10 protein-coding genes and 1 tRNA gene are annotated in these 13,101 nt (G+C 71.7%); 3 read left to right on the top strand and 8 right to left on the bottom strand.

Features of this window, described 5'->3' with window-relative positions; translation table 11 throughout:
- Positions 1-62: 62 nt before the first annotated feature.
- Together ABZV31_RS01345 and ABZV31_RS01340 are read right to left on the bottom strand one after the other, a co-directional pair.
- Positions 63-896: a hypothetical protein gene (locus tag ABZV31_RS01345; protein WP_355886498.1), complete on the bottom strand. Its 834-nt coding sequence runs from the start codon at positions 894-896 to the stop codon at positions 63-65.
- Between the two features lie 250 nt (positions 897-1,146).
- A tRNA-Val gene (locus ABZV31_RS01340) sits at positions 1,147-1,221 on the bottom strand.
- Between the two features lie 195 nt (positions 1,222-1,416).
- Between ABZV31_RS01340 and ABZV31_RS01335 the strand changes: the two genes are divergently transcribed.
- Together ABZV31_RS01335 and ABZV31_RS01330 are read left to right on the top strand one after the other, a co-directional pair.
- Entirely contained in the window at positions 1,417-2,187 is a 771-nt protein-coding gene (locus ABZV31_RS01335; RefSeq protein ID WP_355886495.1) for a DUF4097 family beta strand repeat-containing protein, read from the top strand.
- A gap of 74 nt (positions 2,188-2,261) precedes the next feature.
- On the top strand, positions 2,262-3,647 hold the full coding sequence (locus ABZV31_RS01330; protein ID WP_355886492.1) for a hypothetical protein: 1,386 nt from the start codon (positions 2,262-2,264) through the stop codon (positions 3,645-3,647).
- Between the two features lie 30 nt (positions 3,648-3,677).
- On the opposite strand, the gene ABZV31_RS01325 is transcribed toward ABZV31_RS01330, so the two are convergent.
- The 3 genes from ABZV31_RS01325 to ABZV31_RS01315 all read right to left on the bottom strand — a co-directional run bounded on the left by ABZV31_RS01325 (position 3,678) and on the right by ABZV31_RS01315 (position 8,540).
- Positions 3,678-4,799: an amidase domain-containing protein gene (locus tag ABZV31_RS01325; RefSeq protein ID WP_355887541.1), complete on the bottom strand. Its 1,122-nt coding sequence runs from the start codon at positions 4,797-4,799 to the stop codon at positions 3,678-3,680.
- A gap of 174 nt (positions 4,800-4,973) precedes the next feature.
- On the bottom strand, positions 4,974-6,254 hold the full coding sequence (locus ABZV31_RS01320; RefSeq protein WP_355886490.1) for a hypothetical protein: 1,281 nt from the start codon (positions 6,252-6,254) through the stop codon (positions 4,974-4,976).
- Positions 6,255-6,314: 60 nt separating this feature from the next.
- Complete coding sequence (locus tag ABZV31_RS01315) at positions 6,315-8,540, bottom strand: transglycosylase domain-containing protein (protein WP_355887538.1); 2,226 nt, start codon at positions 8,538-8,540, stop codon at positions 6,315-6,317.
- Between the two features lie 366 nt (positions 8,541-8,906).
- Here ABZV31_RS01315 and ABZV31_RS01310 point away from each other — a divergent pair, with 366 nt between their 5' ends.
- The gene (locus tag ABZV31_RS01310; RefSeq protein ID WP_355886487.1) at positions 8,907-9,125 is read left to right on the top strand and encodes a zinc ribbon domain-containing protein; all 219 of its coding nucleotides are present in this window, start codon (positions 8,907-8,909) and stop codon (positions 9,123-9,125) included.
- Between the two features lie 12 nt (positions 9,126-9,137).
- On the opposite strand, the gene ABZV31_RS01305 is transcribed toward ABZV31_RS01310, so the two are convergent.
- The 3 genes from ABZV31_RS01305 to ABZV31_RS01295 form a co-directional block, all read right to left on the bottom strand.
- Positions 9,138-9,671: an O-methyltransferase gene (locus ABZV31_RS01305; RefSeq protein WP_355886485.1), complete on the bottom strand. Its 534-nt coding sequence runs from the start codon at positions 9,669-9,671 to the stop codon at positions 9,138-9,140.
- Between the two features lie 90 nt (positions 9,672-9,761).
- Positions 9,762-10,577: an HAD family hydrolase gene (locus ABZV31_RS01300; protein ID WP_355886482.1), complete on the bottom strand. Its 816-nt coding sequence runs from the start codon at positions 10,575-10,577 to the stop codon at positions 9,762-9,764.
- Positions 10,577-13,081, bottom strand: a complete 2,505-nt coding sequence (locus tag ABZV31_RS01295) for a phosphoribosyltransferase (protein ID WP_355886481.1) — start codon at positions 13,079-13,081, stop codon at positions 10,577-10,579. The genes ABZV31_RS01300 and ABZV31_RS01295 overlap by 1 nt, the downstream gene beginning before the upstream one ends.
- Positions 13,082-13,101: the final 20 nt, after the last annotated feature.

Genomic DNA, 13,101 nt, shown 5'->3' with positions numbered 1-13,101 from the left:
AACACCGCACACACGACGAAGACCCCGGCGGGAATCCGCCGAGGTCTTCCCCGTTTGCAGGCTTACCAGAACACGACGAGGTAGCCGTTGCCGCCGTTGGTGCCGGGGCCGCCCGAACCGCCGGGCGAGGTGCCGCCTGTGCCGCCGACGCCGCCGTTGCCGCCCTTGCTGCTGTTCGTCGGGGGCAGCTGGACGATGCCGTCGACCGCTTCTCCGCCCTCGCCGCCCTGCGCGCCGCTCTCACCGGTCTCACCCGTGCGGTTCACGGCGGTGAGGCTGTTGCAGGTGCCGGTGCCGCCGGCGCCGCCGGCGCCGTTGGTGCCGGGGGTTGCGCTGCCGCCGCCACCGGCGCCACCGCCCGCGCCGCCCGTGGCGGTGAGCTGGACCCCGTAGCTCGGGGCGGACAGCATCGTCGCGGTCCCGGCCACACCGTTGGTACCGGCCGCTCCGGGGTTGCCGCCAATGGCACCGCCGGCACCACCGTTACCGCCGCCACCGCTGACGCCCAGGGTCACCGGGTAGCTCCGGCCGGGCTGGACCGGGATGACACACCAGGTGAAGCCACCGGAGCCGCCGCCACCGCCGGTGCCGCCGGGGCCCGTCCGCGGAGCACTGGCGCCGCCGCCACCGCCGCCGCCACCGCCGCCCGCGCCCCAGGCCTGGACGTGCACCGAGGTGACGCCCGGCGGGGGCGTGAAGGTCCCGTTCGTGGTGAAGTCCCGCACACCGTGGATCACGGAGGGCGGCTTGGGATGGTGGGTCGCGCTGCTGTCGTCCGCCTGAGCGGGCGACAGGGTCAGCAACTGGCTGGAGAGGGCCGCCGCTGCCGCGACGGAGGTGAAGAGGGCCCGGCGACGCGTTCGGGATCGCCGAGGAGTGATGCTCTGATTGTTCACGTCCTGGTTTCCTTCCCCGCGGCGGGCCCACAGCTGTCGCGGAGTGCGATGGGATATGAACTACGGATCGGCCCGCGACCTCATCGCACCGTCGGTCGCCGAGGCCCGCACTCGGAGGAGGCGAAGGGTGGTCCGCGCAGGTGATCAACTTGGTCCGCACAGGTGATCGACTGGGCCGGCCGAGGGAAAGACCAAGGCCCAGGCCGCCGGGCAACACCCGCTGGCCTGGGCCTCGATCACGTCCTGAGACTGGTGGGCGCGGACGGTTTCGAACCGCCGACATCCTGCTTGTAAGGCAGGCGCTCTACCCCTGAGCTACGCACCCGAGACGAGTCGACAGCCTACCTTGCCCGGGGCGCTGTTCTGCAAACGCCTGTCGCGGGTCGGTCCCGGACGACCGGTTGCGGGGGTTTTCCCCACCCCCGGTCCGGGAGTGCTCCGGATTCTCCCCCGGGGCGCGCGCCCCTACGGTCGACAGGAGAGCCGAAGGGGCTCGTCGTCCGTTCAGGGGGAGACCGTCATGACCCGTATCGTTCCCGTCCGCGCCACCGCCGTCGCCGGCGTCGTCGTGGCCCTCGTCGCCACGGCCACCGCATGCGGTGCCTCCGCCGGGGACGACAAGGATCCCGATCACCGGTCCTACGCGCTGCACGGACACACCCTCACCGTGGACTCCGACGACTCGGCGCTGGAGATCGTCGCCGCGGACGCGAACAAGGCGGGGACCGTCGAGGTGACCCGGTGGTTCCAGGGCTCCGTGGTCGTCGGCGGCGACCCCCGGGTGACCTGGTCCATGAAGGACGACCGGCTTGTGCTGCGGATGAAGTGCTCCGGGATCGTCGCCGACTGCGCCGCCAGGCACCGCATCGAGGTGCCCCGCGGGGTCACCGTCAAGGTCGAGGACGGGGACGGAAGCGTACGGGCACGGGGGTTCAGGGATGCCCTGAGCATTCGTACGGCCGACGGGTCCGTCCACGTCACCGACTCCTCCGGGCCCCTGGAGCTGCGCTCCAGCGACGGCTCCGTGCGCGCGGAGGTCTCCTCGCGCCAGGTGCGGGCCGGCACCGACGACGGCTCGATCCACCTCGAACTCCGCGCCGTACCGGACCTGGTGGACTCGCGCTCCAGCGACGGCTCCGTCACCGTCGCGCTGCCCCGCGCCACGTACCGGGTGACGACAAAGACCGGCGACGGCTCCGTCGACGTCTCCGTGCCCCGGGACGACTCCAGCTCGCATGTGGTGTCCGCCCGCACCGCCGACGGGAAAGTAACGGTGTACACGGCGAACTGACCGGCTCGTGTGTTCGTCCTCCACGGGTGGGAGAATGACTCCACGCAGGGCGAATCACAGCACGGGAGAGGGATGTGACGGCGACACCGGCGACACCTTCGCGGCCGTACTCGCCGTGTCCACGGCCCCGGCACCTCTCCGCAGCCGTCCGTGGCGTCCTCACCCTCGTCGGCCTGCCCGTCCTGGCCGCCCTCGCCCTACCCGCCGCCTTCGCCGGCGGCGGCACCCGGCGCTGGTTCGGCGGCCGGGCCGAGAGCCAGCGGGCCGAGGCACAGGCCGCGAAGGACGACGCCGCGGCCGCGTTCTACGAGCTGGACACCGCCCAGCGCGACCTGCGGATCTCGATAGAGACGATCACGGCCGTCGACGACTCCCCCGCGGCCCGCCGCGCGGTCGCCGACTTCGAGGCGATCGGCAGGCGCATCGACGAGGCCAGCCGGCGCTACATCCAGGCCGTCGACGCGCACGACCTCGACCGGGACGACCTCGAGGCCTCCGTCGCCGCCCGGGCGCGCACCGAGCTGATCGCCGCCAAGGACGAGCTGGTCCGGGTCAAACAGGAGCTGGACCGTTTCGGCAGCAGTCTCGGGCCGCTGCTCGGCAAGGCCGAGACCCAGCTGGCCCGCCTCGCACCCGCCGTGGAGCGCGCCCGCCAGGCCCTGCTCGCCGCCAGCAACGCGCTGGACGCCGTGCGCGTCTCGGGGCTCAAGGCGGACGTCCTCGCCGCCCGGCTCGCCGCCCTCTCCCCCGAGCTGACGAAGCTGAACCAGGGCGCGGGGCAGCACGGCGTGGCGCAGACGCTGGAGCGCGCCGAGCGGGTCGCCCGGGAGGCGGAGGCGATCCGGGCCGAGGCCGAGCGGCTGCCGGAGAAGGCCGCCGAGATCGACCGCCGGCTCGTCTCGCTGCGGACCCGGGCCGAGGCGCTGACCACGCGCGCCGGGCAGGTCGAGCCGGTGCTGAGCGAGCTGCGGCGCCGGTTCGCGGCCGCCTGCTGGCAGGACCTGCAGCACGTGCCGGACCTGGCGGTGGAGAACGTGCGGCAGGCCGAGCTGAAGCTGAAGGAGGCGCAGGCCGCGCGGGACGCCCAGCGCTGGCCGGACGCGACCGCGCTGCTGTCGACCGTACGGGCGCTGCTGAACACCGCCGACGAGGCCGTGTCGGCCGCCGGGGACCGCCTCAGGCGGCTGAACGCCGTGCAGAAGGACCCGCAGCAGGAGATCGAGCGGACCCGGTTCGCGATCCGGGACGCGCAGCGGCTGGCCATGACGGGACGGACGACGCCCGACCCGCGGCACGCCCGCCCGCTGGACGACTCCGTGGCCCGGCTGGAGCGGGCGATCGCCACGCTGGAGGGCCGGCACCCCGACTACTGGCACTTCCTGACGGAGACCGAGGCGGTACGGCAGACGGTGGCCCGGGTGGTGGCGCAGATACGGGAGGAGCGGGGAGCCGGTCACTGAGTCCCGGCTCCCGCCCCGGAAGGACACCGCTCAGGTGCGGTAGGCGTAGTACGCCGCGTTCGGGTACGACGCGATGATGCTTGCCACCGACCTGTTGTAGGTGTTGGTGGAGTGGTACGTCAGGTACGGCACGCCCTGGGCGCTCCGGGACGTGACGATCATCGTGTGGTCCTTGGACCCGTCCTTGTTGAAGTCCATCTGCAGCACGTCACCGACGTCCAGCTGGTAGACGTTGGCGAGGCTGGTGACCCGCTTGGAGGACAGGGCGAACCAGGAGAACTCGTTGACTCCGACGAACGAGTCCGACTGGATCTCGGAGTTGCCGAACCACTTGTGGAAGTCCGACGTATAGCCGGGGACATGCTTCCAGCCGCCCGCCTTCAGGGACTGGCTGACGAAGTTGGTGCAGTCGCCGCCGGCGCCCTGCCCGTTGAAGTTCGGGTAGTCCGGGTTGTAGTTGTTCCAGTATTTCTTCGCGTACGCCGCCATGGCCTGGTAGTCGTAGCCGGAGGCGGAGAAGTTCTTCGGCTTGGCCGGCGCGGGCCACGTGGTGGCGGAGCGGGTCGCCTCGGGCGGGTTGTCGTCGGCGGCGGTGTCCGGTGCGGCGACGGGCGGCTTGGCGACCTGGTTGACCGCGACGCCGTCGTCGGTGTCACGGATACCGGTCAGCTGCCAGTTGCCCTGCCGGTCGGCCTGGAACGTCAGCTCGTGGTGGGCCTGGAAACCGGTGGTCTTCGGCTCGGTGCCCTTGACCTTCTCGTACGTCAGGGTCGTGGTCTCGGTGACGTCGACCTTGGCGTGCCGGCCCTTCACCCGCGTGGCGTCCAGCGTGACGCTGGTGCTGGCCGCGCTGTACTTCTCGCCCAGCTTCGCGAGGCGGGACTTGCGGCCGCGCAGCTCGTTCAGCGCGGAGCTCTCCTCGCGCGACTGCGTGCCGGACAGACGCACCTTGCCGGAGAAGCCGGACGTGCGCTGCTGGTGCCCCCCCTTCTTCCCGCTCTTGGCGTCGTCCACCAGAGCCTGCGTGCGGTCGGTGAAGACCGCGTCGGCCAGCCGCTGGAAGGTGGCCTTGGTCGCCGGGTCCACCGTCGGGTCGCCGGTGACCGCCGCGCCCGCGCTCCAGTTGGGCACCAGGGCCACACCGGCGACCACCGAGGCGGCCGCCGCCGAGACTATGGTGGCGCGACGCCGCTTACGGCTCAATCTTCTTGATTTCAATGCTGTTCCCCTCTACGCCGGTACACCTACCGGGCGACGGCATCTTCGCACGGCGTGTGTGTCGGTTGTGAAGGGGGATGCACAAGTGGAATCAGCAGGCTGCGGGCGTCACTTCACCACCGTCGACCAGTCCGGCGACTGCGCCGGATCCAGGCTGCGCAGCCGCTGCAGCGTCTCGGGCTTCTGCACGTCGAGCCAGTCGGCGAGTTCCTTGAAGGACACGCACTTGACGCCCTTCTTGGTGCACACGTTCTTGACGACCTGGTCGATGGCCTTCATGTAGACGCCGCCGTTCCAGTCCTCGAAGTGGTTGCCGATGAACAGCGGTGCCCGGCTGCCGTAGTAGACGCGGTTGAAGCCGTCCATGTAGGAGTCGACCGCCTGCTGTTCCCACTCGGGATACTTGGCCGGGTCGCCCTTGGTCTCGCCGTCGGACTGGTTGTAGAGGAAGTTGAAGTCCATCGACAGGCCCTGGTACTTGCCGTTCTCGTACGGCAGCATCTGCAGCGGGAAGTCCCATATGCCGTTCTTCTTCGTGGGCCATATCTGGAAGTCGCCCGGCGAACTGGCGTCGTAGCGCCAGCCGTAGCTCTTGATGGCCTTCAGCAGGTTCGGCTGGCCCTCCAGGCAGGGCGCGCGGCCGCCGGTGACCTCCTTCCTGAAGTCGAAGGGCAGCGGGGGGATGTCCGTGAAGCCGGTGTTGGTCTTCCACTTCTCCACGAAGTCGTAGAACTGGTCGATCTCGCTCTTCCACTCCTCGACACTCCAGTCGCCGCCGCCCTTGGCGCCGCAGAAGTGGCCGTTGAAGTGGGTGCCGATCTCGTTGCCCTCGTCGTACGCCTTGCGCAGCTGCTCCAGCGTGGTGCGGATGTGGTCGTCGGTGGCGTAGTCGATCGCCGCGGCGCCCGCCGGATGCTGCGGCGGGTGGTAGAGGTCCTTCTTGCTCTTGGGCAGCAGGTAGATGCCCGTGAGGAAGAAGGTCATGTGGGCGTCGTACTCCTTGGCCAGCTCCCGGTAGTGCGAGAAGAGGTGGTCGCTGCCCTCCAGGGCGCCGTCCCAGGAGAAGACGACGAACTGGGGCGGCTTCTCACCCGGTTTGAGCGGCTCCGGCTTCAACTCGCCCTTCTGCGGCCCGGTGTACGAGGTCGAGCCGTCCCCCAGCACCTTGGTTCTGCCGTCCCACCGGGGCTCCTTGCTCGCCTTCGACGAGGCGGAGCCGCCCTTGCCGCCGGCGGACGCGGTCGGCGCGGTGCTGTCCGGACGGGTCAGTGCCAGGAAGCCCGCCACGACCGACGCGACGACCAGGAGGGCCGCCAGGGTCACGAACTCGGGGCGGGCGGTGCGGCGGGGCGCGCGGGCCTTGCGGCGGCGGCCGGGTGTCGACTTCATGGGCGGCTCAATCTGCGAGGGGGCTTCGGTGCGGGTGCGGTGCGGCCGGGACCGCCGGGGTCAGCCGAGCGGACTCATGGCGCCGGCCCAGATGCCGTACGGGACACTGTCGGCGGAGGTGCCGGCGAGGCCCTTCAGCGGCAGCGGTTCGAGGCTCTTGGCCAGATCCATCCGGTAGACGACGACCGCGGTCGACACGGACTTCGCGGTGCCGACGTACCAGGCGGCGGTGTCGTCCGCGGTGGTGCCGGCCTTCCCGGCCACCGCGGCCGTGGCGGGGGCCGCGGTCGGGTGGGCGCCGTGGAAGGAGTCGCTGAGCGCCTGGGTGACCTCCTCGGCCACGCGGGCCCCGACCGCCCGGCGCGCGGCCGGGATGTCCAGCTTCACGGCAGAGCCGTTCAGCGTGATCCTGCGCACCGAGTACGGCTCGGTGTGCTCGCCCGCGGCGGCGAAGGTGGCGTAGCCGCTGGCCATGCGGATCGCGCTCGGCGTGGAGCTGCCCAGCGACAGCGCGGGCACCTGCGGGCCCATGCTGGAGGGCAGCAGGCCGACCGCCTCGGAGGTCTGCCGCACGTTGTCCAGGCCGGTGTCCATGCCGAGTTGCATGAAGGGCGTGTTCACCGACTCCGCGAGCGCCTTGCGCAGGCTGATCCGCCCCCAGGACTTCTTCCCGTCGTTGTGGGCGACGACCTTCCGGCCGCTGCGGTCCCAGTAGGGCCCCTCGGGCGTGATGACGGGCACGCCGTCGTCGCCGTTGTAGACGGACTCCGGAAAGACCTGCTGCCGGGGCGCGCCGCGCTCCTTGGTGACGCCGTGCTCGAGGCCGGCCGCGTACACGAACGGCAGGAAGGCCGAGCCGGCCGGCACGGTAGTGGCGTTGGACTCGTTGAAGCCCTGCGTACGGTGGTCGGGGCCGCCGTAGACGGCGAGGATCCGGCCGTCGGTGGCCACCGATGCGGCGCCGTAGTGCGCGGTCCTCGCCGTGCCGGGGTCGGCTTCCTTCGCCTTCTTGCGGGCCTTGGTGACGGCGTCGGTGAGCGCGGACTCCCGCTTGCGGTCGAAGGTCGTGTAGATCTGGTAGCCGCCCAGGTCGAACTGCTGGTCCGAGATGTGCGCGGCCTTCTTGGCGTACTGCGCGGCCAGCTCCACCAGGTAGTCGCTCTGCTCGCCGGTGTCGTAGAGCGGGTTCCGCTTGAGCGGCTCGGGGAACGTGTTGTACGTGGCCCGCTCGGACGGCGACAGTTTGCCGATCTTGACCATGCGGTCGAGGATCCAGTTCCAGCGCTCGACGGCCCGGTCGTGGTTGGCCTTGCTCAGGGTGGGGTCGTAGAGTCCGGCGCCCTTGAGCAGGGAGGCGAGGAAGGCGGCCTCGCCGGCGTCGAGTTTGCTGACGTCCTTGCCGTAGTAGGCCTGGGCGGCGCGCTGGATGCCATAGGTGCCGCGGCCGAACCAGCTGGTGTTCAGGTAGCCCTCGAGGATCTTGTCCTTGCTCATCCTGTTGTCGAGCTTGAGGGCGATCATCGCCTCGGTGAATTTGCGGCTGATCGTCTGGTTCTGCGTCAGGTAGACGTTCTTCACGTACTGCTGGGTGATGGTGGAGCCGCCCTCGGTGTCCCCCTGACCGACCGTCCGCCACAGGGCGCGGGTGATGCCCTTGACGGAAATGCCGGGGTCGGAGTAGAAGCTCTCGTTCTCCGCCGCCAGCACGGCCCAGCGGACGTCCTCGGGTATGTCCTTCAGCGGCATCGCCTGCCGCTGCACCCAGCCGGTGCGGGCCATGGGCGTGCCGTCGGACCAGAAGTAGACGTTGTCCTGCTGGGTGGCGTACGTGTTCAGGTTCTCCGGTATGTCCGTGGCGGCGTAGGCGACGACCAGGAACAGGCCGGTCAGGCCCACGGCACTGAGCGACGCGCCCAGCCACTGCCGCCAGGAGGGCACCCAGCGGCGCCAGCCGGTGCGGCCGGGGCGCGGGTACACCGGCTTGAGGCGACGGGCGTACGGCGCCAGGCGGCGGGCGTAGGGGGCGAGGCCCTCGGCGAGCGGCGCGAGGCGCTGAGCGGCAGCGGCGGTGACACGAGCAACAGGCGGGGGCAGGGAGGGTTTTCGGCGCGGTCTGCGTCGGTCGGCACGCCGGCCGCACGCCTCCGGCCTGACCACCCGCAGTTGCATGGTGGCGTCCGGCTTCAGGGCATCTGCCTTCTGTTGCGTGGTGGCGTGCGGCTTCAGGGCGTCCACCTTCAGCTGCATGGTGACGTCCGACGCCAGGGCGTCCACCCTCAGCTGCATGGTGACGTCCGACTCCAGGGGCGCCTCCGCCCCGACGTCACCCCCGCCCTCCGTACCGCGGCGCCTGGATCCTTCCGGCGCGGCCCGACGGCCACGCGGCTGCCGGCCCTCCTCCGGAATGCCGGCCCCCTGCCCTGCCTGGGTCACAACTGCGTCTCCCTCCGCACTCGGTGTTGCTCGCGCGGGTAGACACGGCCGCCGCAGACGCGACTGCGAGCCCCCCTTTGTCCCCGGCCTTGCGGCTCTTCGCGGCGCTCACAAATTATCAGCGATCTTTTCAATTTCTCCGCACGAGAACTGGACAGAACCCAACACATAAGAAACACAGAAGCCTGTGTGTCCGGTCACGCCCGTTAACCTGTGCTCATGCCACGCTATGAGTACCGCTGCCGGAGCTGCGGCGACACCTTCGAGCTGAGCCGTCCCATGGCGGAGTCCTCCGCCCCGGCGACCTGCCCCGCCGGGCACGACGACACGGTCAAGCTGCTGTCCACGGTAGCCGTGGGCGGCTCCGCGACCGCCCCCGCACCCGCTCCCCGGGCAGGCGGCGGCGGGTGCTGCGGCGGGGGCTGCTGCGGCGGCTGACGCGGTCCCGCGCTAGCGCCGGCGCGCCAGCGTCAGCCCGGCGGTCGCCGGCAGCGGCACGCTGTCCACGCGGTCGTCGGCCGCCGCGTGTTCGGGCAGCTCCCCGGCGGCGGCGTCGACGACGAGCAGCCCGCCCTGCCGGGTCCTCGGCACCAACTCGTCCCAGGACGCGACGAGATCGTCCCCGTCCGCGCCGATGACCACCAGGTCGAGGTGCGGCTCCTGCGGCAGGCCCCGGAGCGTCTCCAGCGTGTCGGGGCCGGCGCAGGACAGCAGCGTGCCGTCGGGCGGCAGCACCTGTGCCCGGGACAGGGGCGGAAGTCCAGCCAGGGTCCCGACCTCGACGATCCGCCGCGCCCCCGTCAGCCGTGCCAGGAACGCCAGCAGCCGCCCCCGCTCCTCGGCGGCCCGCGGACCCGGGAACAGCGGCCAGGGCGTGTGCGTCGCGTCGTCGAGCATCCGCTGCGCGGGGTCGGCGGGCGAGGTCCGGCCCAGCGTGTACGCGATGAGCTCGTCCGTCAGCTGCGTGCTGTCACCCTTGATCACGTGGCCCCCTTCTCGTCGCGGTCCGGCACCACCGTAGACCGCAGCCCGCGTCAAGCGTTGACCAACGCCTGAGAATCCTCGGCGTGCGCCTCAGGCCGGCCCCCGGCGCGACGCCCGCAGGAACTCACGGACGATCCGCTCCCCGGCCAGCACCCCGCGCTCCGGAAGGGCGTTGATCCCGGGAGCCGTCCAGCCCGTGTCGGCCAGTTCGCCGTGGCCCGGCCGCCAGCCCCGGTCCACGCCGAGCAGCAGGTCGGCGTCGAGGAGGGAGTCGCCCGCGCCGAGGACGAGGTCGGCGCCGGTGCGGCGGGCCACCTCGCGGACGGCGGCGCTCTTGGTGAGCGGCTTGGGGACGGCGTAGATCTTGCGGCCCTGCAGGGACACTGTCCAGCCACGGTTCTCCGCCCACACGGCGAGCTCCTTCACCCAGTCCTCGGGGAGCAGTTCGCGCTCCACGACGAGGTAGGTGAACAGGTCCTCGGCGACGCGGTGCTTGCGCACCCAGACCGGGTCGGCGGCGGTCAGCAGGTGCTCCTGCACCTCGGCCAGGGGGGCGCACTCGCCGGCCAGCCGCTCGGTCACCCGCGCGTGCCAGTCGGGGTCGGAGACCCCGTCCACCAGCAGGTGGCCGCCGTTCGCACAGATCGCGTACGTAGACGCCGGGCCGGGCAGGTTGATGCGCAGGTACTGCTTGCGGGTGCGGGTCGTGGTCGGCACGAACACCGCCGTGTCGGCGAGCTCGGCCAGCAACTGGGCCGCCGTCTCGGTCATGTAGGACAGGGGCCTGCTCTCGTGCACCTCGACGCACAGCAACCGGGGCGCCCGGGCGTCCGGCATGGTCAGCGCGAGGGCCGCGGAGGAGTAGATGAGCGTACGGTCGAGGTCGCTCGCCACCAGCACCGGCATCAGACCGCCACCGCCCTGCCGTCGGCGCCGGTCGCACCGCGCGTGTACTTCGGGTGGATCAACCCCACACAGGTGTACGGCAGTTCGTCGACCTCCTCGACGGGGACCCCGCGCTGCTCGGCCAGCAGGCGTACGTGGTCCAGGTCCGCGCCCGCCCCGGCCCGCGCCAGGATCTTCCACGGCACCCGGCGCAGCAGCACGCGCGTGGTCTCGCCGACGCCCGGCTTGACGAGGTTCACGTCGTGGATGCCGTACTCCTCGCTGATGCGCTCGACCGCCGCCCAGCCCTCCCAGGTCGGGGTGCGGTCGCCGGACAGCAGCTCCTTGACCTCGGCGTCGACGGTGTCCACGACCTCCGCAAAGCGCCCGGAGACGGTGTCGAGGAAGACCGACGACACGTCGGAGCCGGCGAGTTCGCGGTAGAACTTCGCTCCGTGGAAGTCGTGCGGGCCGACCAGATCCGCACGCAGCACGGTACGCGATATGAGGCCCGACACCGTCGAGTTGAGGCAGGCGGAGGGGATGAGGAAGTCCTCGCGGGTGCCGTACGTCCGCACGCACGAGCCCGGGTCGGCCAGCACCGCGATCTCCGGGTCGAAACCGGTGATGCCGTCGGTCTGCTCGAACTCCCTGACCGCGTCGGCGAGTTCGCGGGTGATGGCGCCCTTGCCGGTCCAGCCGTCGACGAAGACGACGTCGGAGGGGTCGTACCGGCCGGCCAGCCAGCGCAGCGCGTTGGCGTCGATGCCGCGGCCGCGCACGATCGACACGGCGTAGTGCGGCAGGTCCAAACCGTGCCGGTACTGGGCCCAGCGGCGCATCAGGACGCCGACCGGGGTGCCCGCACGGGCGAGCGAGACCAGGACGGGGCTCGGTGACCGCTCGGCGAGGACCGCCTCGGTGACCACGCCCACGGCCTGGGCGAGGCGGGCCGCCGAGGACTCCAGGGCCGCATGGAACAGCTCCTGGTACTGCTCGCTCGGCTGGTACTCCACCGGCAGCGACTCGGCATAGTGCGCGCCGCCGCTCTGGATCGCCTCCTCGCGCTCCTCGGTCGGCGCCTCCAGCGTCACGTCCGAGAGGTCCTGCAGCAGCCAGCCGACCTCCTCGGGCGCGTACGAGGAGAAGGCGGGGCCGCGGAGGGGCTCAGGCAGCATGGCGGGCCTTTCGGGGGCGTGCGGGGCTTGCGGGCCGGTGGCCCCGGGGACGTACGACGGCACGACCGCGAGCAGGACGTGCGGGGTGTGCGCGGCGAGCCGGTCCAGCAGGCCGTCGGGCGCGTGCAGTTCGGGGGTGTCGGCGACCGAGTCGACGACGGCGACGACGGCGTCGAAGCCGGCGCCGGCGACGTTGTAGGCGTAGCGCTCGCCGGGGCCGTCGGCCGGATCGTCGTGCGCGGGGAAGACCAGACGGGTGCGGATCGCGTAGCCCGGGTCGTCGACCGCGAGGACGGGCGAGCGGGTGGTGGTGGAGTAGCGCACCTCGGCGCCGACGATCTGCTCCAGCTCGCGCGCGAGCCGCAGCGGCACGTACATCAGCTCCTCGAACCCGAGCACGAGCACCCGCCGGGCGTCACCGGGCAGCGCCTCGGCGACCCGCGCGGCCATGGCGGGCAGGGCACGCTCCAGACGGTCGCGGTGGGCGGGCGTGAAGCCGTGCCGCCCGCCGTCGGGGAGCCCTCGGGGCCAGTGCAGCTCGACGCGGGTGATCCGGCCGCGGGTGCGCTGGCCGGGGACGGCCACCGACTCCCGCCGGGCGGGCGCGCCGGGCGCCGGCACCCGCGTCGACTCGTACCGGGCGACCAGTTCCTGGCCCTTTTCCAGGACGCCCTCCGGGAGACGTACCGTTCCGGAGGCGGCCGCCACCAGGTCCACGCGGGCGCCGATCTCGCGGGCGAAATGCTCCAGGCGGCCGGTGTCGGCGGCCGAGCGCATGTCGACCAGGGCGACCACGACGTACCGTTTCCGCGGGTAGCGCGCGTGCAGGTCGCGGATGGTGTTCAGGACCGTGTTGCCGGTGGAGAACTCGTCGTCGACCAGCACGAGCGGACCGTCCCCGGCCAGCAGGTCCGGATCCTCCGGCAGCAGCAGGTGGCTGGTGGCGTGCGAGTGGGACTCCTCGAAGCCGCCCGCCGGGGCGACGCCGGGTACCGGGCGGCGGGTGGAGTGCAGGTACGGGGCGACACCCAGACCGTCGGCGACCGAGTGGCCCAGGCCGGTGGCGGTCTCCGCGTAGCCCAGGACCACCGCCGTGCCCGCCTCCTCGGCGCCCAGCAGGTCGCGCACCCGCCGGCCGAGGGCGAACCCGTGGCCGTACACCACGGACGGCGACTGCGGTACGTGCTTGCCGAGCACGTTGGACACGAGCAGGTGCGCCCGCTTGGGGTTGCGGCGCAGCGCGAGCCCCAGCAGGCCCGTCAGCTCGTCGTCGCCCACGAGTTCGACCCCGAGCCGCTCGGCGACCCAAGTGCCGGACCAGACCCCGTCGTTCACTGCCTTGTTCATGCGTTCCTTGTGGTGAGCCC

Source organism: Streptomyces sp. NPDC005202 (genome assembly GCF_040608235.1).
Lineage (GTDB): Bacteria > Actinomycetota > Actinomycetes > Streptomycetales > Streptomycetaceae > Streptomyces.
The sequence above is the reverse complement of the archived record's forward strand: the minus strand, read 5'-3'. Positions and strand labels throughout refer to the sequence as shown.

Coding starts and splice junctions, on each gene's coding strand:
- ABZV31_RS01300 (WP_355886482.1), bottom strand. CDS start 10,577: ATGCCGGTGCTGGTGGCGAGCGACCTCGACCGTACGCTCATCTACTCC.
- ABZV31_RS01310 (WP_355886487.1), top strand. CDS start 8,907: ATGCCACGCTATGAGTACCGCTGCCGGAGCTGCGGCGACACCTTCGAG.
- ABZV31_RS01320 (WP_355886490.1), bottom strand. CDS start 6,254: ATGAAGTCGACACCCGGCCGCCGCCGCAAGGCCCGCGCGCCCCGCCGC.
- ABZV31_RS01315 (WP_355887538.1), bottom strand. CDS start 8,540: ATGCAGCTGAGGGTGGACGCCCTGGCGTCGGACGTCACCATGCAGCTG.
- ABZV31_RS01335 (WP_355886495.1), top strand. CDS start 1,417: ATGACCCGTATCGTTCCCGTCCGCGCCACCGCCGTCGCCGGCGTCGTC.
- ABZV31_RS01295 (WP_355886481.1), bottom strand. CDS start 13,081: ATGAACAAGGCAGTGAACGACGGGGTCTGGTCCGGCACTTGGGTCGCC.